Origin of the sequence: Lonsdalea quercina, from assembly GCF_900107885.1 — a bacterium.
Classification (GTDB): Bacteria; Pseudomonadota; Gammaproteobacteria; order Enterobacterales; family Enterobacteriaceae; genus Lonsdalea; species Lonsdalea quercina.
This window is the reverse complement of record NZ_FNQS01000019.1, coordinates 1-22734: the sequence shown is the minus strand read 5'-3', so window position 1 is coordinate 22734 and position 22734 is coordinate 1. Positions and strand designations below refer to the sequence as shown.

The window sequence follows — 22734 nt, the reverse complement described above, 5'->3', positions numbered from 1 at the left end:
CCCGGGGTTCAGGTGAAGAGCGCGAGATTGCCGAGATGGAGCTGGTGAATGCGCAGGTGCGTTACCAGGCGGTCAAGGCGCAAAGTGAGCGGCAAATCATCAAAGCGCCGTTTGCGGGAGTGATTATACGGCCGTCGGCACCCGATGGCGGCAAAGCGGTAATCGCCCAACCGGGTTTGCAGGTCACGCAAGGTACGCCGCTGCTCACGCTCATCGGACTGGAGCGTCTTCAGGTTCTGACCCGAGTGGAAGAAATCGACCTGCATCAGCTGAGCGAAGGTATGCCGGTACACATAACCGGTGAGGGTTTCGCGAATCGGGCGCTGACGGGGCATATCGCTACCATCGCGGTACAAGGGGATGCGGCAGAGGCTCCCGGCTCCTCCGCCCATTATGACGTCGTTGTCGCCGTCGATACGCCACAGAACGGCACCGGCGAGCGTATCCGGCTCGGCATGAGCGCCAAGCTGGCCGTCGTTCTCTATCACAACGAACACGGCATTGCGGTGCCGCCGCAGGCATTGCGCATCGATGATAGCGGGGAAACCTATGTGCTGTACCGCGCAGCGCCCAACGCGGAGACGGAGAAAGTCATCGTCACACCGGGTCGAGCCATCGCTCAGGGCATTGAAGTGCAAGGATTAAGCGCAGGTTATGTGCTGACGCCGACGCTGTAGTGCGATGAAAGGAGGTACAAACAGGAACGCCACAAATCAGGCCGCATGTTTTATTCAGGATGTGGAGAAATAAAAGGCAGAAACGAAAAAAGGACCCTAAGGTCCTTTTATCACTGCATTACAGAGCGTATATGACGTCTGTAACACTGAATTTGGAGCGGGAAACGAGACTCGAACTCGCGACCCCGACCTTGGCAAGGTCGTGCTCTACCAACTGAGCTATTCCCGCGTTACAACCGACTTTCACTGGCGATAAACTGTGAAGCCGTTCAATAAATAAAACTTTCAATCTGTTGATTAATCAGCGTTTTATCTATGTCTTCCGAAGAAGTGGGCGCATTATGTCGCTCTTTGCGGATGATGGCAAGCCCTTTTTTGGCAGAACGGACAGGAAACGGTTTATCTGCTCATTAGAGCATCAAATTGCCCCTTTTCGCCGTGATTTTGGGCGGCAACGTGGCGGTGCATCCAGACCGCATCCGCTTATTTTGCCCCTCCCCTTTGGCGCCTAACCGCTCACTTAGCGGATCGCGCATAGACCGCACCGAACAGGCTTTGCACAATTCAAGAAGATAGACCAAGAGAATCGATTGCCTGTCACCTAATCGCAACATTTAGCCTCAAATGACGCTAGCCAGACTTTTTGCATCTCAGTAGACTGACTTTCCCACTGCGCGAATAAACGTCTACCGACCGTGGTGCATCACGCTTGGACACTGAGTACGCTTCCGACCATCGCTTTCCTTCCCGCAGACACGACGCACTGCGGAACAAAGCCTATGGCCGCAGCCATCATTGGATCGATGAGGAATCTCTGACATGACTAACGCATCTGCCGCCGGAACCACGCCGGTAAAAGAAGATGAACATACGCTCTATCGAAAAATCGTCTGGAAGCTTATCCCTTTTCTTTGTTTCTGTTATCTGGCCGCCTATCTGGACCGGATTAACGTCGGTTTCGCCAAGCTGCAAATGGTGCAGGATTTACACTTTAGCGAAACCGCCTTCGGATTGGGCGCCGGACTGTTTTTTGTCGGCTACATCCTGTTTGAGGTACCCAGCAACCTGATGCTGGAAAAGATCGGCGCCAAAGTCTGGATTGCCCGCATCATGATTTCGTGGGGCGTATTGTCGACCTGCACACTGCTGGTGACGACGCCAGCGCAGTTTTACCTTCTGCGTTTTCTGCTCGGCGCCGCCGAAGCCGGCTTCCTGCCCGGCGTTCTTTACTATCTCACCCAATGGTTTCCCTCCCACCGACGTGGGCGCGTGATCGCCCTGTTTATGATCGGGCTACCTCTGTCGAGCATTGTCGGCGGACCGCTTTCCGGCTGGATCATGATTCATTTCGATCAGCTCCATGGTCTGCGTGGCTGGCAATGGCTGTTTTTGCTGGAAGGCCTGCCCAGTGTTTTGCTGGGCGTCCTGACGCTGTGGGTTTTGCCTAACAACTTTCGACAGGCCAACTGGCTCAATCAGCAGGAGAAAGCGCAGGTCGCCCTGGCGCTAAAACAAGACGAGGCTGAGCGTCGCCATTCCCCTCACCGCTTCCGGGAAGGTTTTTTCAATCTGAAAGTATGGATGCTGGGCGGTATCGATTTTTCCATTTTGCTGAGCGCCTACGCGCTGGGGTTCTGGATGCCGACGCTCATTCGACAAGCCGGGGTGGCCGATCCTTTCCATATCGGGCTGTTGACCGCGCTCCCCAGCCTGGCGGCCTTATTGGGGATGCTGGTGATTGGCGCCAGTTCGGATCGCCGCCGTGAACGCCGCTGGCATATCATCATCCCTTTTCTCATCGGTGCCGCCGCCATGGCAGGCAGTACGTTCTTCACCGACAGCGTCATCGCCACAGTGCTGCTCTTTGCCATCGCTCAGGCCACCATCATTGGCGCGGTGCCGGTCTTTTTCAGCCTGCCTGCCACCTTCCTCACTGGAACCGCAGCGGCAACGGGTTTTGCCCTCGCCTGCTCGCTGGCGAACATAGCGGGTTTGGTGAGTAACTCACTGATGGGATTTGCGCTGGATCTCACCGGAAGCAGCGCAGGCGCGCTGTGGTTTTTTGCCGCTTGCCTGCTGGCAAGTTCTCTGCTGGTGATCGCCCTGCCTGCCAAAATCGTTAACCGATAACGACGCTGACAAAAAAGGCCGCGTCAGACGGCCTTTTTTCTACAGAAATCTCAGGGCGTATCAGACTATCGTTATCGTCTTCTCCTTACTGGCGCGCGGGGCGTCACGGCTCTAAGCATCAGGGCTTACGGTGCCCGATGAACTGATAGGCACGAAGAACAGCCTGCGACGGCCACAGACCGCCGCAGCGCTCACCTGTTCGTCAGGCTAACTTATAGGAGTTGGCGCCAGTGCCGGCCAGGTTGCCGCCGTCGACAATCAGATACTCCTGACGGATCGGCTTCCCTTCAAGGAAGTTTTGCAGAATTTCCAGCGTCCCAGCCGCATAACGCGCCTGCGCCGAGAGAGAAGTCCCGGAGATGTGCGGCGTCATCCCCTGATACGGCATGCGTCGCCACGGGTGGTCGACCGGTGCCGGTTGAGGATACCAGACATCGCCGCCATACCCTGCCAGCTGGCCTGACTCCAACGCGCGAGCAATCGCATCGCGGTCGCAGAGCGCGCCACGCGCCGTGTTGATCAGATAGGCGCCGCGCTTGAACAAAGACAGGAAGGCTTCGTTGACGAATCCCTGAGTCGAGGGATATAGCGGCGTCTGCAGGTTCACCACATCGCAGACCTTAACCAGCGACTCCGGGGTTTCGTGGTAGGTCAAGCCCAGCTCCTGCTCAACCTCTTTCTCCAAACGATGAGGGTCGTAATAGTGCAACTGCATATCAAAAGGTTTCAGACGTCGCAACGCCGCCAGACCAATACGCCCCGCGCCTAGCGTCCCGAAGTGCATCCCCTCGACGTCATAACTGCGCGATACGCAGTCCGCGATATTCCAACCACCGTTGTTGGCGATTTGGTGCGACGGCAGGTAGTTGCGGACCAGGGCCAGTACGGTCATCACCACATGCTCCGCCACGCTGATGGAGTTGGAGAAAGTCACCTCGGCGACGGTAATACCGCGTTCGGCGGCGGCCTTGAGATCGACATGGTCGGAACCGATGCCCGCCGTCAACGCCAGCTTAAGTTTTTTCGCTTTAGCGATACGTTCAGCAGTCAGGTATGCCGGCCAAAACGGCTGAGAAATAACCACATCGGCATCCGGCAAATGGCGATCGAAAACGGAGTCAGCGCCTTCCTTATCGCTGGTCACAATCAGCTCATGCCCCTGGCTTTCCAAATATTGACGTAGCCCCAGCTCGCCGGAAACGCTGCCGACCAGTTCGCCGGGAGTGAAGCCTAGCTCGCCAGACGGCGTGGGTGCTGTCTGACCATTGGGGTAGGTACAAATTTTCGGGATATCGTCACGGGCATAAGCAGGGGGGAAACCGGTTACAGGATCGGGATATAATACGCACAAAATCTTGGACATAGTCATCTCCATATACCTAAGCAAGTTAATTATATAGCGTTGATTTACAGCTATATTTCCTGTCACTAGGGCCAGTCTGGGCGCATAAGAATCACCCGTCCAATCGTTTGAAAATATCTCTTAATAGCTGTGCCCTATTGAGTTGCCCGGTATATGGGTTGATCGATTTTGCTCTGTAAGTCGAACTGTGTCGTCGTTCTCCACACTGCATCTAGCAGGGCAGGCTGAGTGTCCTTACGCAGTCGCAGCAAGCTCATTTCCGGCAAGGGTGGAGACTCAATGGGATGGACGACGATACCGTTCGCGATCAAGTGCTCGGGAATCGCGCTGATGGGGGCGATACTGCAGGCTTGGCCGCTGCTGACCATTTCATGCAACACGCTAAGCGCGTTGGTTTCGATAATCACCTGAGGCGTCACACCGGCCTCACGGAAAGCATCTTCGATGACCCGTCGATTTTGCATCTCATGATTGAACAAACACAGCGGTAATTCCCCTACATCGCCCCAACTAAAGGCATCCCCAACCGGGGGAGCGACGTCACTATTGGACAGCAGAACGAATCGCTCCGCGTAGAGCGATAGAGATTCGTAAATATCTCCAGCGCTGGCGTCGGAATAGGCGATGCCTAAATGCAAATCCTGATTTTTTAGTCGGTTCAGAATGTCGCGCGTACTTAGGGAAAAGACCTTCAAATTCAGTCTGGGGATGATGCGGCGATACTCTTTAATCAGCGTGGAAACCGCTCGCATCGCCGAAGGGACTGCACCGATGACTAAGTTCCCCCCGGCCACGGCTTGCGCCAGCGCGGCCTCTTGCTTCAGCCCGTCTAACGAGGACAGCGTTTTTCTCGCCCAGTCCAGCACGCGCTCCCCTTCCGGCGTGAATCCTTGAAAGCGGCGTTCGCGCCGAATAATGGTAATGCCCAACTCGCGTTCCATTTGTTGAAGCGCAACGGACAAAGAGGGTTGCGAAACCCAGCAACTCTCTGCGGCCTGAGCAAAATGCCGATGTTCAGCCAGTGCCACCAGGTAATGAAGTTGTCGCAAAAACAAGGTTAACTCCTTTTAGACTAGTGCCTTTCCATAGAAAAAACGCTAGAGACCAATGAAAACTCCCTGCGCCGACATGCTCCTTCAGCGATTTCATCCTGTATCATCGCCATCACTTCAATGCGTTAATCCATCCTGTATTTACTAGCTCACAAAAGACTCAGCGCTGCGCGCTGTCGGCAACGCGCTTGCCGCCTTGGTTCATCCACCGTGGAACTCTCGTCATCCATGCCGCTGTTTTCTTCCTTTCTCGCGACAAACATAGTCCAAGTTGATGAAATAGCAGGACAGACCAGCAAAATTGTACAATAGATAGACAATGAGATGGCAAATCAGAGTGTAGATTGAGTAGAACGCGTTTAGGGTACGGAGTACGATTTTGCTTGTTGGCAGGCGCTCATCGGCACCCGCAAAGGGACAAGGTATGCAGAGAAGTCAGGACAAGGGGTGAGAAGAAAAGGAGGAAAAGGTGAAAAGGAATAAGAGTTAATAGGAATGTCTTATCGTTCGGATGGAATAGTGTTATTGAATAGGGAAAGTCAGGTGTTCTGAAAATAGGGTAATAAAGATAAAAAATTGTTAGGCCGCTACAAAAAAGCAGCCCCCCCCCAAAACGATGCGAGGTAACCTTATCCGGCCAATGGAAAATACAGATCAGAAGGTACTGGTTAGATGCATGACAGTATTATATGCGTGGCTCACTAATACTTTCTCAATAAATACCTTTTTATTGCGGCAGCATTCTTATATTTAAAATAAAGTTTCTCACCGGAGAACTCTCCCTCATCACCCCATAGTTTAGGATCATCGGTAATCTTTGTATTTCTCGTCATTCCACCATCCTGAATGGCATACCCATAAACTTGATATGACGTTCCAGATATTCTTTCCGCCCGATGCATAACATTCCATGAAACCAAGACAACGACATTTTTCACCCCATTCAACGTAATGAAAAATACCGTTTCGATATTTGGAAAACCACCATTGACATCATAACCGTCTATTTTCATAACATGGCCTTTATTTTCGAAGTAAAGGCCAAGAGGCTGGTTAACATCGTTTTCTTTTTTTATAGAAACACGACTATCCTGAGATATTTCAAAAGGCCCTTGCACGAAATTTGATTCAGTACCTGCATAACATCTCAATGCCAAAAGCATTATCAATACTGTGAATATTTTTAACACGCTCCAAGTCCTATTCTGATTGGGATAATAGTTTAGTTAATTCTTTCCAGCACTCTGGAAGGTATTTGTTTATTATGACCCGCCCTCTTCATCAATTTGACATACTGTCTATAGTTAAACATGGATTTTACTGTGTTTTTCATTTCCCAGTAAGACTCAGCCAAATTTAAATATACGGCTATCCGATTAGGATTTTTTCTTTTTACAACTTCAAAGTATTTGATAGATTCGTCATAATTCTTATTCTGCTGTAGAAAATAACCATAGTCATTATAAATGCGTTCATTATAAAATCTCTCGACTCCTGACATAGTCAAATAGGGATCGAGAGCGTTTATCGCCTGTTCGATTTTACCTGCGCGAAACAACGCAACAGCATTAACATAGTTTTCTTCCAAAATTTTATCAAACAACGTATCGAACTCTTTACTATGTTTATCGACAACAGAAAACTCACCCGAAAATTCAGTTCCTAAAGGACAAACGTCCACGGTTCCTTCGAAAAAAATATTTACCTTATTTCCCACCACACTAAAATAAGCAATATCTTTTTGAGTAGACGAATAACTCATTCGCCCAGAATGAAATGGCAGCAATGTTGCTAAATATTCGGTTTTGTTTTTAGTGATCCCAATTTTAATCACACAGTCAGCTGGAGAGCTCGCCCTCAAGTCAGAACTTCCTCCATATAAAGTTGAAGTTAATCGAACATTCCCTCTCGAGTGCTTTTCGAGCCCTATCAATGTAAACTCACCATTATAAATACTAACATCGGCACACGCGTACAATGGAAGAAAAAAGAATAAAAGGCAGATGCTCAGTTTAACCATACTTTAGGTTCTAACCTGTTTATAATATTACCTCTGTAATCTTAAAGACCCAAAGAATAACTCATATATATTATACGGCCACATTGGGCCGCATAACTGTATGTTACTAAAATGACTTCATCACACTTTATGACATGACGAGTCATATTTGTCTTTCATCAAGATACACGCCCATTTATTGACACCATCGGAAATTCTTACTTCCCCACGATCCTGCTCTACGCGCATCTTTTGAGGGTTCACATCTTTGATCAGTTCTGCATCAACAGCGACGAACCATACATATTTCCCATCACTAAACACATTTTCACTGACCGGGTTTATATTTTTTACCGCTGTGTCGGCAGGGATAACAGTCTGCCTTTTGTCATAAACATAAAATCCGTGTTTGTCAGCGGACATGGTAAAAGAGAAACATTTGAATGTAGACACATCAGCATCTGGATATTTCAATCCTTCATAATAGAGCTCTCCGTCAATATTCGCCCATCCGTAACATGGTGAGTAAGCGCTCGCGTTATGCTTGTAGGGTAAAACAACATCGTTTCTAGCAACGAAATAATAGTTATTTTTATCTTTAGCCTGATGAGTAGATAACGTTTTAAATGTTTTAACATCGACACCTTCAATTTTACTACCCGAGATAGTAAAGACGACTTTTCTATCGGTGAAAAAAGGGAAATCAAGGGCTGTAAAATCCTCACCATTAACATTGAAATCTAAAAGAGCACAGTCTGCATACGCTTTGTTATTGACAAACAAAAAACTTCCATCGAATACCCTTGCCGTATCAGGGTTAAAATCCTGAGGTAATTTCAATGCATTGCAATAATAATTTCCACCAGAGGATGCAATATTAGTGTTTCCGTGATTTCGATAAATAACTTTAAAACTATCAAGGTCAACATCAGATAATACTTCAGGTGCAACATTCGCGAAGGGTTGAAATACAACCCTATCTCCTATCAGCTTATAAGGATATTTGACATCGTCTTTTCCCATTGCCATACACTGCTGGGTAATGAAGAAAGTAAAAACTACGGCCGACGCTTTTTTTACACAGGCACTTAACTTCAAATCATCTTCCTTTTTATTTTAAGAACAGCTTTTTAAAGGTGGAAAAATGATGAAAACCAATTTCATCATTTAATAAAAACCGATAACTTGGTTATATTAATTCATCAATAACGTACAATTCTCTTTTTGTATTTTAATCCTATACCTGAATCCCGTGCCCCCCTTCTTTCATCGCACCAACTATAAAAACGTAATCGGGCGTGTAGAAAGCACAATTAATAGAACGGTGTTATTGAATGTTAGCGATGACGGGTCTATCTAGATTACCATCGTAGAGCTAATAATAAAAAAGCCGTTTGGGGAAAAATTTAGAAACGAGGCTTGCACTCATAATGCTGGCTTGGATCACGCTTCAAACTGCTACTCGTTAGCCATTTTTCAGTGAAATCGTCATCCGGCAAGAGTTCATTCCCATTATCAGAGACTTTGAGTCGGAAAGCGCCGTTAGAATAAAGTGTAATGACTCGCCCGTCATCCTTACCCTCTACAACATAGGCCGCTCGAACAAAATCATAAAGTGCCTGGCCTGCAGGACAAAACGTCAGGCTTTTCGCCAATGCGTTTTTATCTTGATTAACAAATATACCTTCAAGCCATTGCGGCTCTTCTCCTGCTGCTGTGAGCGGCAGACTCGCCGCCAAAGAAATAGCTACATACTTGATGAATTTATTCATAATTAACTCCTTGTTTGAAAATTATTATTCACATCCAATTACCGACATCGTTGAATAGAGGGTGCACCACGTCCGTTACCACGTTATGTGACTGGGTGTCGCTTTCGGTCGGAATCCCGCGCGGACTTCTCGCTTGCGACTTAACCTGCCGCAGACGTCGTACTCATAGCGTACATCGCCGCGCTCGACGATACGCCCTGCGCCGTCGTAGCGACGCTGGCCCTCGGATACCGCCTGAGACACCGACAGCGGGACGCCGGACGAGGCCATAATTTCCGACACTTCGCACAGGTTCTGCTCACTGTCGTAACCAAACAGTTTTGCCTGACGCTCCAGCAGCCGGTCTCGTTCCAGCTCTGCGGCTAAATAAAAAATAGAGTGAAAGTAGAGCGTTACTACAGGTTGAGATACGCCCCGCAAAACGGGAGACCCAACCCTCCTTCGGCCATCAATCTGAAAAGCCGCTAGCTGGAAGAGTCGGGCTTTATGACCGGGATGCCCGTCACCGTCACGGTAGAGCGTGGCAGGATTATTATCGAGACCGAGATCAATCTGTAGCGGCTGACCTGACCGCTAATAAAATAAAAACCCGGAAGGATCGTCAGATCGCTTCCGGATTCTATATCAATCATATTTCAATTCAATATTACCAATAATATCAAAAACATGATCATATGTGCTTAACATCACTCTTTTCCTATTTTTTTTATACTCTCCCTCAACCTCATCAAAGCTAGAAAGTGTGTATTTCTCATAAGGGAAATCATCAACTTTATATATAGACACACTCTCTACATCACTAAAATAAAACTCAACACATACATCAGGGGCATCTTTAACTGAGGGAATACAACCTCGCAGAGAAAGTGAAGTTTTGATATTCACCGTCATAGGTGTAAGTTGAATAGAGCAATCTCTAATAATTAAGGCATTTCTTGAGAAGATACGACCGTATTTTGTATCTAACTCTTTAATTTTTAAATCAGTCATTATCCGCAAACCTTCCTTACTGTAATACCTTTTCCACCTGTTTCTGTGGAGAAGCGTCTATTTAGATTTATCTCTGCCAACTCTTCAGAAGTTGCCCACCTAGAAGGCATTTTTGATATGCCGGCCTCTTTTGCAGCATACAATCTTCTATTATCCAAACTAAACACTGAATCTTTATGTGCCCCTTGGGACATTAGCCTTTCTTGGACATTAGTCGGTAAGTCACGCATCCTGACTTTTCTAATAGGTTCAACCTCATTTATATAGGATGGATTATTTTTCAATCTATGTACTAATTCATTTATTGAACCACCATCCGAAAATGAACCAGCAATACTGTCCTGAGAAAAAAGAATAGTTTTTGGGCTAATTAAAGATAATCCAAAGGGATCACACCACTCCAATGGATTATGCACATACCCTTGTGGCCTCAATCCCCCCGCCAGCCCTATCGGGTCCGGCGAGATATACTGCCCGCTGTCCGCATCATAGTAACGATGCCGGTTGTAGTAAAGCCCCGTTTCCGCGTCGTAGATTTGGCCCTGATAACGCAGCTCGCAGTACACTTCCTCGTTCGCCGCGTCGCCCAGATAACGCTTCAGCCCCACCGGCAGCCGGTCTTCACGGTGTCCGTTCCACAGCCCCTGCTCACCGCGCCAGTGGACTTCTCCCGTTTCGCTGCACAGCTCCCGCGCCGTGCCCGCTAAATCTGTCACCACATAGTGCAGCCGGGTGTCGTCTCCCTTGCGTTCGACCTGCGCCAGCGGTCGGAAGCTGCCGGGCTCATACACCCACTGCACTTCCCGCGCCGGGGTGCCGTCCGCATAGTATTGCACCTGCCCCACCAGCTGGTCGCCGTCCCACTGGTACTGAACCTTCGACACCGACTGCAACGAGGCCACCTGACCTTCGCGCACCTTGCTCACCCGGCGTCCGAACGCATCGTAGCCATATCGCCAGCGCGCGCCATCCGGCAGGCTAACCCGCCGCAGACGTCATACTCATAGCGTACATCGCCGCGCTCGACGATGCGCCCTGCGCCGTCATAGCGACGCTGGCCCTCGGACACCGCCTGAGACACCGACAGCGGGACGCCGGACGAGGCCATAATTTCCGACACTTCGCACAGGTTCTGCTCGCTGTCGTAACCAAACAGTTTTGCCTGACGCCAGCGCCCATTCCGGCGCTCCGCCGTGACCTGTCCGTTGCCGTTCAAGCGGAAATCCTGCTCGCCCCAGTGAGCGTCTTTTATCCCCACCAGACGGTCCAGCACGTCGTAGCGATAGCGCCGTTCCAGATGGTGCGGCTCGCTGCCGCCGCCGTTCACCAGCGCCTGACGCTCTAACAGCCCGGTCTCGCTCCAGCTCTGCGACAGCGCGAAGCCCGCGCCGTTGCTACGCAGGCTTTCCTGACCCGCGTCCGTATGGCTGAAAGATAAGGCCTGATGCGAGCCTACGCCCAGCGCCGACAACCGCCCTGATTGCCACTGCTGTTGCAGCGGCGCCAACAGCCCATTGACCTGCGCGCGGTAACCGCTCGCATCGTAGTCGCTGATGATCTCTTGCCCATTGACCCGCTCAGAGATGACCTGACCGGAGCGGTTATAGGCCTGCACCACACGTGAGCGTTAAACCCGCGACTAAAAGAGAAGAGATTGGCAACAGAGCGTTACTATACCGTGGGATACGCTTCGCATAATGGTAAATCCAACCCACCCCCCGCCATCAACCTTAAAGGCCGCTGGCTGGAAGAGTCCGGCTTTATCACCGGGATGCCCGTTACCGTCACGGTGGAAAGGGGCAGAATTATTATTGAGACGCAGATTAATTTATAACGGCTGACCAGTTAGTAAAATAAAAACCCGGAAGGATCATGAGATCGCTTCCGGCTTATTATCTATTTGAGAAGATCGCTAAATTCTTTAAATGACTCTATTATTTCAGTTATCCCAGACAGCTCTCTTCTCTCATTTATAATATATTTTTCGGTATCAATATTCATTATTTCCAACATACATGATTTATCATCCCACACAGTAAAACGGGCGATCTTACTTTCATCCTCAAAATCAAAAACCAAGCTATCCGTATAATCATTCTTATTGATTACAACTTTATAATTACTATTTAATAGAATCCAATCCTTTATTTTATTTAGCATTTCTTTTCTATTCCTTTCTCGGTTTTATGTGCTGCTACCTTTATATTTTCTGCTTTTGGCATTTCAGGAACAGGTAATCCTTTACGTTTAGCTAAACGCCCTTCAAGAGAATCTGGACCCACAATTTTTGCCCAGCCTTCATTGGTTTTAATCAAAGATCCTTCTGGCACATCAAACTCAGCATATACTGTTCCGGGCTTAGCTTGTTTACCAAAAGCTTCAACATCTGCGGGGAAAGCAACATGAGTTGTACCGGTATTGCTCTGCACAACTTTTCCTGTTTCCAACATTTGCTGATGTTCGGCAGGACTCATCCATCGGCCAACTTTGACCAACCCCAGCGGGTCAACCCACTCCAATGGGTTGTGTACATAGGACTGAGGTCGGATGCCGCCGTTTAACCCTATCGGGTCCGGCGAGATATACTGCCCGCTGTCCGCATCATAGTAACGATGTCGGTTATAGTAAAGCCCCGTTTCCGCGTCGTAGATTTGGCCCTGATAACGCAGCTCGCAGTACACTTCTTCGTTCGCCGCGTCGCCCAGATAACGCTTCAGCCCCATCGGTAAGCGGTCTTCACGGTGTCCGTTCCACAGCCCCTGCTCACCGCGCCAGTGGACTTCTCCCGTTTCGCTGCACAGCTCCCGCGCCGTGCCCGCTAAATCTGTCACCACATAGTGCAGCCGGGTGTCGTCTCCCTTGCGTTCGACCTGCGCCAGCGGCCGGAAGCTGCCGGGCTCATACACCCACTGCACTTCCCGCGCCGGGGTGCCGTCCGCATAGTATTGCACCTGCCCCACCAGCTGGTCGCCGTCCCACTGGTACTGGACCTTCGACACCGACTGTAGTGAGGCCACCTGACCTTCGCGCACCTTGCTGACCCGGCGTCCAAACGCATCGTAGCCATATCGCCAGCGCGCGCCATCCGGCAGGCTCACCCGCCGCAGACGGTCCTGCGTATCCCACTCGTAGCGTGTTTCTTTCGGTCGGAATCCCGCGCGGACTTCTCGCTTGCGACTTAACCGGCCGCAGACATCGTACTCATAGCGTACATCGCCGCGCTCGACGATGCGCCCTGAGCCATCGTAGCGACGCTGCCCTTCCGACACCGCCTGAGACACCGACAGCGGAACGCCGGACGAGGCCATAATTTCCGACACTTCGCACAGGTTCTGCTCACTGTCGTAACCAAACAGTTTTGCCTGACGCCAGCGTCCGTTCCGGCGCTCCGCCGTGACCTGTCCGTTGCCGTTCAGGCGGAAATCCTGCTCGCCCCAGTGACTGTCCTTGATGCCCACCAGACGGTCCAGCACATCGTAGCGATAGCGCCGTTCCAGATGGTGCGGCTCGCTGCCGCCACCGTTCACCAGCGCCTGACGCTCCAGCAGCCCGGTCTCGCTCCAGCTCTGTGACAGCGCGAAGCCTGCGCCGTTGCTCCGCAGGCTTTCCTGACCCGCGTCCGTATGGCTGAACGATAAGGCCTGATGCGAACCTACGCCCAACGCCGACAGTCGCCCTGACTGCCACTGCTGTTGCAGCGGCGCCAGCAGCCCGTCGACCTGCGTGCGGTAACCGCTTGCATCGTAGCCGCTGAGTATCTCCTGCCCATTAACCCGCTCAGAGATGACCTGACCGGAGCGGTTATAGGCGTATTCCACGCAGGCGTCGGCGTTGCTGGCGCGCAACAGGCGTCCTGCGATGTCATAGTTCAGCGTGGTGACGCTTTCCGTCGCCCCTTCAGCGGTGAGGTACTGGACTTCCGTCACCCGTCCTAAAGCATCATGCGAGTAGTGTTGCTGGCTGCCGTCGGGGGCGGTTCGGCACGTTAAGCGGCCCGCCACATCGTAGGCATAGCGATATACTCGCCCGTCATAATGTTGCTCTTCGGAAAGCCGTCCACACTCGTCAAAGGAGTAAGTCCAGGCGTCACCGTGGCTGTTGGTCACACCGGCGAATTCAGCTTCCGTATTGTAGTGATAGCGGACTGTTGCACCGAGTGGATCGGTGGCTTCCATCAGGTTATCAAATGCGCCGTAGCGGAACTGATGCTGCTGCCCTAACGCATCGGTAACAGAGGTGAGATTGCCTTCTTTATCAAAGCCAAAAGTGGTTTCGGTACCGTCCTCATAGATGACTTTTGACGGCGCTTCTCGATAACCTTCATATTCCCAGCGCCGAATCTGAACGCGCGACTCACGAGCGATATGCCGCTCGGTCAACCGGTCCTGCGCATCGTAGAAGAATCGTACTGAGGGGGCGTTATCCACTTCGATCGTACTGACCAGCCCTCGCGCGTTGTAATGATAACGTTGCAGCACGCCGTTAGGGCCGATGATGGTTTCCAGTAGGCCCTGATCGGTATAACTATGCAGCCACTCGCGTCCTTCCGGATCGTTGACTTCCACCACCTGACCCTGAGCATTGCGCTGATACTGCCACACATGGCCAAGTGGATCGGTGTACGCCAGCAATTGCGCATCATCATCATAATCATAGTGGTGTACCGCGCCGTCCGGCAACGTCACGGTCGTGATCTGCCCCCAGTCGTTACGCTTGAACTCTGTGCGGTGACCTAACGGGTCAGTTTGCGCCACCAGCTGATTGTGTTCCCATTCGTACAGCGTCTCGCCGCCATCGGGCGTCTGATGACTGAGAATATTGTTGCGTTCATCCCTGATGTAGCGCGCCACACCACCAAACCCATTGTGGTAATACGTGGTGAGTTGTTCATCGTCATAGTCGAAGCTACCTGCCCAGTAGCCTTCCGATGCACGGTCGCGCACGGCTCGTCCCTGGCTGTCATAGGTATGTTCGACCCAAGTTTCCGACAAATCGGACCAACGCAACATCCAACCTTCTGGCGAATAACGGTAATCAAAACTGCGTCCTTCTCCGGCACGAACGCTAACCAGATAGCCTTTTTGATCATAGGTGTAGTTAACCAGCGTCTGTAGCGGCCGACGCTGACGATCGCATAACGTCAGGCAGGTGATTCGCCCGTGCTGCGTTTCCACATGCACCAAACGCTCATCCGCGAGCACCACCCATCGTAATTCGCCAAATTCCCACAGCAGCGACGTACGATTGCCTACGCTATCCTCTACTGCAGTCAGACAGAGCTGCACGCCGCGAGTATGTTCAAACCAGTAACTCATCCCGTCACGATGGCGTAGCACCAATACGCCTTGTCGACGCGTTAAACGCCATGCGGGATTGGAAAGAGAAAGGCTGTACTCGCCCTCAACAGGCGCCGCGAATATGGCCTGGTTAAACTCCCCATCCGTCAACGTCACCACGTCGTTTTCGAGTTTGAGGCTCATATCCCAGTTGCTGCGCCAAAGCTTCCCCAGCAAACCGGAGATTCGGGGGCCTCCTGAACGATAACTTCTTTTCAAGGCCAGAGGGAAAAGCCCTGAAATCTGAAAATCCGTGCGCCAGTCAACGACATAACCCGTCGCGACATCGACCGGGTCGCCTGCGCAAGTCGATTCGGACGTACACAATTCGTCCCCTTTTTTCTTCGCAACGTTCTCTGCTTCTGCTTCCGCAGCCCGACTTTCCTGTTTCGTCGCCCCCGCCGTCATTTGTTCAGCTTTGGTCGCTTTACCTTTACCCAGCGCCGTACCCGGCTTTTTGGTCACAATTTTGCCGATGAAGGATTCTACTTTCTCGATAATGGTATTGATGATGCTTTCGAATTTTTCTATCAGCCATTTCAGTACCCTGACAATCGAATTAAAGCTGTCTTTAGCAAAAGCCACGATCCAGCTTTTCGCCGAGTTGGTCGCATCTTTCAACATACCCTCAACGGCCAAGGCAATTTTATTTAGCAACTCGATGGCTTCAATCGCGATCGTTTTAATTTTGGAGGAAAAATCCATCAGCCATCGCACGATATTACCGTCAGACAGATGACGAATTTCTCGTATTGCGAGCTGGATAGCGCGTTTATCAGCGACGGCACCAGCGACTTTTCCAATCGCTTTTAATACCGACTTCCCCGCATATTTAAGAACATGGCCTGCGCCGGGTACCACGCCAATAACATCTAATACACCCTCGCTAATAAAATAAGGGTCCTCGAGATTCTCAGGATTTTTATAGGCAGCCCAGCACCATTCGCCAATGAAATACACATCAGGCGCTTGCCCGACAATAGGGACAAATCCAAGGATGATCTGGCAAAAGAGGAGCACAGCAGTTTCAGTCGTGTGACTGGCGACTTCCGTTGACAGGCTATGATGGACTTTATTGATAGCCTGCTTCAGCTCTCGACTGCCGTTGTTAATTCTGTCCTTCAGCTCCATGAAGCGGTTATAAGCCAGCTCATATTTATCTTCATAGTAAAAATACATACCACCATAAACATGACTGTTGATGCCGACTTCGTTATAACGCTGACTCTCTTCCTGATCGTATTCCAGCAATCCTTCTTTGCTGAGTAATAAATAAAGCGTGAAGTACTCGCCCGCGAGTGCCGCATATTCGGGATTGGACTGTAGTACCGGATTATTGGTGACGGTGTCTTCGGGTTCGAACTCGTCGCTTCCTTCCTGAATATTCAGCTCGTAGCCATTGCAGCCCATATCGTAGATTTTGAAATAGCCGTTCTCATCCGTTTGGCCGCTGATATTCGTACCATTGCTATCCGTAACGACAAAAGGCGCGTTAGGGACGGGTTTTCCCGAATCGTATAAGTATTGAACGAAAATTTCACAAGCGCATTTCTTACATCCCCCAGAGATGGCTTTATCGCTGGAAAAGTTCTTACTTGCGGCCTCTTCGCTGGAGACCAGCGTCGCTGATTTCGTCTGTTCCATAGCACTACGTCCTTTTATGCTTTGATCTGTTGGCTCACCGCTGCCGCGTAGAGGCGATCCATCTTGTTCTGGGTTCCGATGATTTCCGGTTCCGCCATGACTATTTGCGCCCAAGGCTCATGGATAAAGTCGGGGCTAAGCTCCGTCGCCAGCGCCAGATAGCGCACGATATCGCGGTCATTGTTGAATCCTTGCAATTCGGCTTGTTTCACCTGTTGCTGAGTAAATGCCAGCAGCGCGTCGTCGTCGTTGGACTGCCATCGCGGATGGTAGGTGCGCAGGTGAGTCATGTAGGTTTCCAAGGCGTTCTGCGTGGACGGGCCCAGGATAGCCTGCCATTGGGCGTCGCTGAGTTGGCGAGGCGAGGTGTCAGGGATATCATGAGGTTCACGCTGTGTGAGGGTCAGCACTTTCGACACGCCGCCTTCCGGCGCAATGTCATAGAAGCGGGCAATGGGGCCGAACAAGGCCGTCGCCTCCTGCGCCGTGCTGGCCGACAAAAGCTGTTTCACTATCAGCCAGTCGCTGATGCGTAGAATGGCATTATCTCCATCCGGCAGCGCCACCAGGCTCCAGTGCCGCAGGTGGCTGACCAACTCGACCAGCTGCTGTCCGGGCGTATAGGCCTGCATAAACCACTCAAGCTGTATACCGACACCCCAGCCTTCGCGGGTGCAAAGGTACTCTTCCAACTGAGGCCAGTTTTGGGCCGTGACCGGGATGCAATAGGGGGAGATGGACGCATGCTCGCGTCCAGCCTCGCCCCAGTACAGCCGGGTGTGTTCCAGACTGCCGCCCCAGCGCTCAGCCAGCCACGGCGCCGCGTCATTAAGGGCCGCTTCCGCCACGATGAAACACCCGCCTTCGTCAATGCGTGCCAGCCATCCGTCAGCGTCTTCGTGTGTTTCAGTCAGAAAAGGCGTGGTTAAAGGTGTCGTTAATGTCACTCGGTGACCTCCAATGTGTCAGGCGATAGTCCCTTCATCCAGTCAGGCCGGTGGTAGTGTGCTCGAACGTCTTCCAGATGGCACGGCTCGGCTTTGAACCGCTGAATAGATTTTCCCAGGGCGTGGTTCATGGTCAGATGAATAAAATGAGGGTGGAGATAAAACTCGCTGCCGATAATCCAGCGATGAGCAGACCAGGCTTCACATTCGGCGTCGGTGGCGCGCGGATATAATCCTTTGGCCAGATCGATACCGCTAATAAAACGTTTTCTCAGTAGTTCGATATCTAATAAAAAAAACGTTCTTTCGCTGACATACATAAAAAGCTGATTCGCCAGACAACGCAGCCGATTATCGTGCGTTAAGAGATCAAACTGGGTTTGATTCAGCGATATTTGATAATTGTTCGTCGCTGGGAGAGATATTTCCTCCTCAAGCAAGGGAACATAATCCAAAAACTCGCGGGTCTCTGCCGGCAGAAATAGCTGCCGGGCCGGCGCAAGAAAATCCGTTTGCGCCTCTGGACTGATTGTCGCCCACCACAACGCCAGCGCATCTGGGCCATAGCTGCGAAACAACGTCTCCTGCCCAGTGGGGCCACGGCAAACCACGCGTTGTTGCCAGTACTCCACCATCTCATCAAGCGACATGTCGGCTGCCATCAGCAACGTCCCCTGATGGCCGTAATCCTGGCTTTGAGTCCAAAGCAGCAGCGTTTCTCCGCAGTTACCTTCCTCAAGTTCGACAATAATCGGCGCGACCGCACGTAAGGAGTCAGGGAATATTGGTGCATCAAGCTGACGCCACTGATTTTTGGCTGACTGATGAAAGGCGCGCCAATAATCAGGCAGCGCCGGATAACACATCACATCAATAATGGCGTACAGCGGCGAAGTTTTATTTCGAATGATCTCAAAGAGTCTCAGGCTGTTGTTTTCGTTCATCTGATAAACCTGAATTTTAATTAATGGATAACAATAAATAATTAACGTCGCGAAATAACGGCGTTATTCCACGCAGTGACATATATATTTTTCGTGAGGGAATAAATGAGAATATGTAACTTTGCAAGAAGGGGAAAATGTCAGGGAACGATTATCCGATCGTTCCCTGATGACTATGATCTATTTAGACTTATCCTTTTCCCACTGCGCTCTAACTTCTTGAGGAGAGGGAGGGGGGAACCTGACCCCTTTTTGCTCTAGCACCTGCTTGACCTTCATGAGCCACGGACGTTGCGGCGCATCTTTAGACATCACCGACTCGCTAAAATGAACATTCCAAGCGAGATCAGAGCCGATATCATCGTAACCCTCAACCGCGGCTCCGTGTTCCATCAACCAGTAGACGATTTCATATTTGTTCAAATAAGCCGCATACAGTGCGCTGTTTCTTTTCTGCGTATCTTGCGCATTAATATCTGCACCGCGCGCCAGTAAAAGTTCTATATCCGCCCAACGCTCTTCGCCGATCGCGCTGAACAAAGGAGGTTGTCCGTTACTGCTCAACGTATTCGGGTCGCCCCCAGCGTCCAGCATCATCCGCAACCAATCGGGATCTTTAAATCCGGTTACCGTATTGACCGCCGTATCACCATCCCCATCTTTAAAGTTGGGATCGGCACCGAGCGTTAAACTCATCCCCACCGCTTTCTTGTCACGAGTTTCAATAATCAGCCATTGCAAAGGAGTTATGCCTTCTTTGCCATGAATATTAAGCTTAACGCCCTGAGAAAGCATTTCTCTGGCTTTGCTCTCATCACCCGAGCGAATGTGTTCCAATAGCGCAGCGGTTGCCGGGTCAAACAGCTCTTTGGCTTCCATACTCCGTCCTCCTATATTGCAGGCTGTTAACAGGCTGGCGATAAAAAGACATCCCCACTTGATACGTTTTAACCATTGCATCACGTCTCCTTAAGTACACCACTAATCGCGCTGATATCTTCTCTTTTCTGCGTTTCAATCCCGGCAATCACCTGATCCATACCGTGACGGGCAATGGGCGATCCGCCCAGTGACGGTAGCGACGACATCTCACCGACGGCTTTTGGTAGAGCGCCTTCGTAAAGCTTTATCATGCCGAATGCCGCCCCGACCATCGCACCCATTGAGCCGCCGCCGATCAAACCGCCGAGTAGCGACCCAATGCCCCCCAAAATTACCGGAACCGCCGCCTTGCCGTAGGTCTGCGCCATGGTCAGCACCTCACCATCGACAGCCTGCGTTTTGATCAGTGCGGCCGTCTCCTCCAAAGAGGCTCCCTCAGCCCGGGCGACCGTATTGGCATGTAGACCCGCAGCGTTAAAGGTATAGCCGGGACGTTTGGTTGCACTAACGCCAGCAGAGGCTAATCCTCCCCCCAGCGAGTGGCCAACGAGCTTTATATTTTCATTTGCATATTCAAATGTTACGCGTTTCGCTAAATCCATCGCTTGGTTATATGTGGCAGATTCCAAGCCTAAACCTTGTAAGCCATTAGTTTTCCAATCCTTAGCGCAGGTCACCGAGTTATCGGTCCCTCGATAGGTAAGCATCGTTTCGCCATTGATCTCCGACTTAAATAACGCGGCCCCAAATCCGGACTTTTTATTGAAATAAGGGTTATTTTGATTTGACAACATCTGCTCAGGATCAACGATAGACAACCCCACCGGCGGGGGAGGAAGCTCCGTATACTTCCCACGGCGAAATTCATCCACATCATAGACATACTTCGCGGCCTCTGCGCGTAAAATGCTGTCATTGTTTTCAGCCAGACGCTTGGCGGCGGCTTGCAAATTCGGATTGGTCGACGCCTGTTGCGCCAGCTGTTTACGCGCCGCGTAACGCGCTTTGCGCTGTTCCAGCGTCAACGCTTCCGTCGGCAGCGGCAGCTCGGCCGTTGGCGTCCACGACATCAGACCTTTCCACGGCAACATCATTGGCGACAACGCCAGCAGCGGCGATCGCTTGCTGGCCGACTGCTCCGCACAGGATTTAATCGGGGACTGATGCGGCGTGTCGCCGATGATCACATCCCCGCTACCTGCGGCGACCGAACCGCCGCAGCCGATGGCATCGCCTACGCGCGCCGCCGCTTTACCGTTAATGATGACATTACTGGATCCTGCCGAGATCGACCGGGGATGTAAGGCATGCGGCATGGTGGGACAAGGGCAGGCGTGCAACAGCACCATATCGCCTTTTCGGGCGGCGGGTTTGCCGTTGATGATGACATCGCTGCTTCCCTGAATGACCGGCGTGGCGGGGAAACAGCCATGCCCGGAGCAGCTGTCGCCTAAACGTGCGGCACTTGGCATGATATCTCCTTATCGACGATCCGGCGCATCTGGCAGCGTGGGTTTATTCGGCGCATCCGGTTCGATAGAGGACGGCGCGACACCGGTCCCCGGCGAGCCGCCGTCGTTGATCTTGACGATCGTTCCCGAGATGGTCACTCCTGCGCTGTCGATTTTGATAAAGCCGCCAGACGATTTGATCGTTAAGGCCTGACCGGCCTCCAGCACGATGTCCGCTGCCTTGAGGTAGCTGTCGGTATTTACCACCGTGCGCTGATGCGCGCCGATCAACGTCTCTTCCGAACCGCTGATGGTCGACTGCCGACTGCCCGTGATCTTGGTGATCTCACCGCCGCCGATCAGCCGCTTCAGGGATTGACCAATCTGTTGAATGAAATTACGTCCGATCGCCTGATGATGATCTTGCCCGATCTGTTCAAAATCATCCTGACCGATCGTTCGGTGACGGTGACGTTCAACCCGCTGATATTGATCCTGCGCTACGCTCAGATGTTGATCCAACCCTACGCTCTGGCGATGGATATGGTTGATCACCGTATCCGCATCCTTTTGCGCATGAACGTAAATTTGTTCGCGCGATACTTCATCTTCGAAGCGCAACTCATTAAAACCCGTACCTTTATGCGTATCGGTGCGCAGCGTGGTACGCGTTTTATGCTCCGGCAAAACGTAAGGCGTCGGGTTAGTCGCGTGGAACGTTCTCCCCGTCACCAGCGGCTGGTCCGGGTCGCCCTCCAGAAAACTCACCACCACCTCATGACCGATGCGCGGGATGGCTATCATGCCGTACTGACCGCCCGCCCAGCCCTGACTGACGCGTACCCAGCACGAGCTCTGGTCGTCGCTCGCCCCGTAGCGGTCCCACGGGAACTGCAGCTTCACCCGGCCGTATTCGTCGCAGTAAATTTCTTCCCCTGCCGGGCCGACCACCGTGGCAATCTGCGGGCCGTCGACCATCGGGCGATGCGGCATTTTCGCTCGCCACGTGGTGCTGGCCTTCACCACTCCAAAGGTGTTGGTCAGCGTCGTCGGCTCGCCGCCGCCTTCCTCTTCCAGCGCCTGCGGCTGGGTGCCGGTGTGGCTGACGGTCACCACCTGCCAGCCGATGTTCAGCGTCAGGTTCGGGTGCTCCGTCAGGGTAAACGCGCTGCCGGGCATCAGCGTCGCGCAGTTTGACGTGCCTTGTCCGGTGACCGCGTCGGCGCGCAGCGCATCCAGCCGGTGGCCGCTGAACGCCTTGCCGCTCGGGTCTTTCTTGAAACGTCCCGGGTAGTCGTAGTGCTGGTAGCTTTCACGCTGATGGTCCAGCGCCTCGCCCAGCTTCTTGTGCGACAGGCCGTAGGCCGGGGTCTTGAAGCTGTAGTCTTTTAGCTCCACTTCCGCCGTGCGCACCGCTTCCCGGTAGCTGAACTGGCGCACGTACGCGCCTTCTGATAATCCCTGACTGGCGAGGTTGAAGAACAGGTCCGGGCCTTTGCCCAGCGCCACCGCGTCGTCCGCGAACACCACCCGGTGTTTGCCCGCCT

19 protein-coding genes, 1 tRNA gene and 1 pseudogene are annotated in these 22734 nt (G+C 51.8%); 4 read left to right on the top strand and 17 right to left on the bottom strand.

Annotation, left to right across the window (positions count from 1 at the left end; translation table 11 throughout):
* The coding region (locus BLU64_RS16720; protein ID WP_139171538.1) for an efflux RND transporter periplasmic adaptor subunit at positions 1–677 on the top strand (677 nt) is incomplete at its 5' end.
* A gap of 153 nt (positions 678–830) precedes the next feature.
* Here the strand turns inward: BLU64_RS16720 and BLU64_RS16715 are convergent.
* Positions 831–906: transfer RNA gene (locus BLU64_RS16715), tRNA-Gly, on the bottom strand.
* A gap of 590 nt (positions 907–1496) precedes the next feature.
* On the opposite strand from BLU64_RS16715, the gene BLU64_RS16710 reads away from it, so the two are divergent.
* Positions 1497–2807: an MFS transporter gene (locus tag BLU64_RS16710; RefSeq protein ID WP_026743706.1), complete on the top strand. Its 1311-nt coding sequence runs from the start codon at positions 1497–1499 to the stop codon at positions 2805–2807.
* Positions 2808–3009: 202 nt separating this feature from the next.
* Here BLU64_RS16710 and BLU64_RS16705 read toward each other — a convergent pair whose 3' ends face one another.
* From BLU64_RS16705 to BLU64_RS17305, 7 genes are all read right to left on the bottom strand, one after another.
* Positions 3010–4170: an NAD-dependent formate dehydrogenase gene (locus BLU64_RS16705; RefSeq protein ID WP_074729437.1), complete on the bottom strand. Its 1161-nt coding sequence runs from the start codon at positions 4168–4170 to the stop codon at positions 3010–3012.
* Positions 4171–4304: 134 nt separating this feature from the next.
* Positions 4305–5219 carry a LysR family transcriptional regulator gene (locus BLU64_RS16700; protein ID WP_162174224.1) on the bottom strand — a complete coding sequence of 305 codons (915 nt, stop codon included), beginning with the start codon at positions 5217–5219 and terminating at the stop codon, positions 4305–4307.
* Between the two features lie 704 nt (positions 5220–5923).
* Entirely contained in the window at positions 5924–6412 is a 489-nt protein-coding gene (locus BLU64_RS16695) for a hypothetical protein (protein WP_139171537.1), read from the bottom strand.
* 32 nt (positions 6413–6444) lie between these two features.
* Entirely contained in the window at positions 6445–7242 is a 798-nt protein-coding gene (locus tag BLU64_RS16690; RefSeq protein ID WP_139171536.1) for a tetratricopeptide repeat protein, read from the bottom strand.
* Positions 7243–7362: 120 nt separating this feature from the next.
* Complete coding sequence (locus tag BLU64_RS16685) at positions 7363–8319, bottom strand: DKNYY domain-containing protein (protein ID WP_026743701.1); 957 nt, start codon at positions 8317–8319, stop codon at positions 7363–7365.
* Between the two features lie 308 nt (positions 8320–8627).
* Complete coding sequence (locus tag BLU64_RS16680; protein ID WP_026743700.1) at positions 8628–8993, bottom strand: hypothetical protein; 366 nt, start codon at positions 8991–8993, stop codon at positions 8628–8630.
* Positions 8994–9068: 75 nt separating this feature from the next.
* Entirely contained in the window at positions 9069–9413 is a 345-nt protein-coding gene (locus tag BLU64_RS17305) for a hypothetical protein (RefSeq protein ID WP_139171535.1), read from the bottom strand.
* Between the two features lie 48 nt (positions 9414–9461).
* On the opposite strand from BLU64_RS17305, the gene BLU64_RS17930 reads away from it, so the two are divergent.
* On the top strand, positions 9462–9551 hold the full coding sequence (locus BLU64_RS17930) for a SymE family type I addiction module toxin (protein ID WP_394296485.1): 90 nt from the start codon (positions 9462–9464) through the stop codon (positions 9549–9551).
* A 66-nt stretch (positions 9552–9617) separates the two neighbouring features.
* Here the strand turns inward: BLU64_RS17930 and BLU64_RS16670 are convergent, their stop codons facing one another.
* Together BLU64_RS16670 and BLU64_RS17085 are read right to left on the bottom strand one after the other, a co-directional pair.
* Complete coding sequence (locus BLU64_RS16670) at positions 9618–9983, bottom strand: hypothetical protein (RefSeq protein WP_026743698.1); 366 nt, start codon at positions 9981–9983, stop codon at positions 9618–9620.
* Positions 9983–11538: pseudogene (locus BLU64_RS17085) on the bottom strand (RHS repeat domain-containing protein). The gene BLU64_RS16670 and the pseudogene BLU64_RS17085 overlap by 1 nt, the downstream one beginning before the upstream one ends.
* 99 nt (positions 11539–11637) lie before the next feature.
* Here BLU64_RS17085 and BLU64_RS16655 point away from each other — a divergent pair.
* A complete protein-coding gene (locus BLU64_RS16655) occupies positions 11638–11817 on the top strand; it encodes a SymE family type I addiction module toxin (RefSeq protein ID WP_071999800.1) in 180 nt (59 codons plus the stop codon).
* A 62-nt stretch (positions 11818–11879) separates the two neighbouring features.
* On the opposite strand, the gene BLU64_RS16650 is transcribed toward BLU64_RS16655, so the two are convergent.
* The 7 genes from BLU64_RS16650 to tssI all read right to left on the bottom strand — a co-directional run.
* A complete protein-coding gene (locus BLU64_RS16650; RefSeq protein ID WP_026743697.1) occupies positions 11880–12143 on the bottom strand; it encodes an immunity protein TriTu family protein in 264 nt (87 codons plus the stop codon).
* Positions 12137–16963, bottom strand: a complete 4827-nt coding sequence (locus tag BLU64_RS16645; RefSeq protein WP_074729435.1) for a TreTu family toxin — start codon at positions 16961–16963, stop codon at positions 12137–12139. The genes BLU64_RS16650 and BLU64_RS16645 overlap by 7 nt, the downstream gene beginning before the upstream one ends.
* A 14-nt stretch (positions 16964–16977) precedes the next feature.
* Positions 16978–17910, bottom strand: coding sequence for a DUF4123 domain-containing protein (locus BLU64_RS16640; protein ID WP_036153408.1), 933 nt, complete (start codon positions 17908–17910; stop codon positions 16978–16980).
* Positions 17907–18854: a DUF4123 domain-containing protein gene (locus tag BLU64_RS16635; RefSeq protein ID WP_026743695.1), complete on the bottom strand. Its 948-nt coding sequence runs from the start codon at positions 18852–18854 to the stop codon at positions 17907–17909. Before BLU64_RS16635 ends, BLU64_RS16640 begins: the two co-directional genes overlap by 4 nt.
* 180 nt (positions 18855–19034) lie before the next feature.
* On the bottom strand, positions 19035–19814 hold the full coding sequence (locus tag BLU64_RS16630) for an ankyrin repeat domain-containing protein (RefSeq protein ID WP_071999799.1): 780 nt from the start codon (positions 19812–19814) through the stop codon (positions 19035–19037).
* Positions 19814–21208, bottom strand: coding sequence for a PAAR domain-containing protein (locus tag BLU64_RS16625; protein WP_026743693.1), 1395 nt, complete (start codon positions 21206–21208; stop codon positions 19814–19816). Before BLU64_RS16625 ends, BLU64_RS16630 begins: the two co-directional genes overlap by 1 nt.
* Positions 21209–21217: 9 nt before the next feature.
* Positions 21218–22734 (bottom strand): type VI secretion system tip protein TssI/VgrG (tssI, locus tag BLU64_RS16620; protein ID WP_074729433.1); only part of this gene is annotated, 1517 nt, incomplete at its 5' end.

Coding starts and splice junctions, on each gene's coding strand:
- BLU64_RS16705 (WP_074729437.1), bottom strand. CDS start 4,170: ATGTCCAAGATTTTGTGCGTATTATATCCCGATCCTGTAACCGGTTTC.
- BLU64_RS16645 (WP_074729435.1), bottom strand. CDS start 16,963: ATGGAACAGACGAAATCAGCGACGCTGGTCTCCAGCGAAGAGGCCGCA.
- BLU64_RS16650 (WP_026743697.1), bottom strand. CDS start 12,143: ATGCTAAATAAAATAAAGGATTGGATTCTATTAAATAGTAATTATAAA.
- BLU64_RS16680 (WP_026743700.1), bottom strand. CDS start 8,993: ATGAATAAATTCATCAAGTATGTAGCTATTTCTTTGGCGGCGAGTCTG.
- BLU64_RS16690 (WP_139171536.1), bottom strand. CDS start 7,242: ATGGTTAAACTGAGCATCTGCCTTTTATTCTTTTTTCTTCCATTGTAC.
- BLU64_RS16625 (WP_026743693.1), bottom strand. CDS start 21,208: ATGCCAAGTGCCGCACGTTTAGGCGACAGCTGCTCCGGGCATGGCTGT.
- BLU64_RS16710 (WP_026743706.1), top strand. CDS start 1,497: ATGACTAACGCATCTGCCGCCGGAACCACGCCGGTAAAAGAAGATGAA.
- BLU64_RS16635 (WP_026743695.1), bottom strand. CDS start 18,854: ATGAACGAAAACAACAGCCTGAGACTCTTTGAGATCATTCGAAATAAA.
- BLU64_RS16670 (WP_026743698.1), bottom strand. CDS start 9,983: ATGACTGATTTAAAAATTAAAGAGTTAGATACAAAATACGGTCGTATC.
- BLU64_RS16630 (WP_071999799.1), bottom strand. CDS start 19,814: ATGCAATGGTTAAAACGTATCAAGTGGGGATGTCTTTTTATCGCCAGC.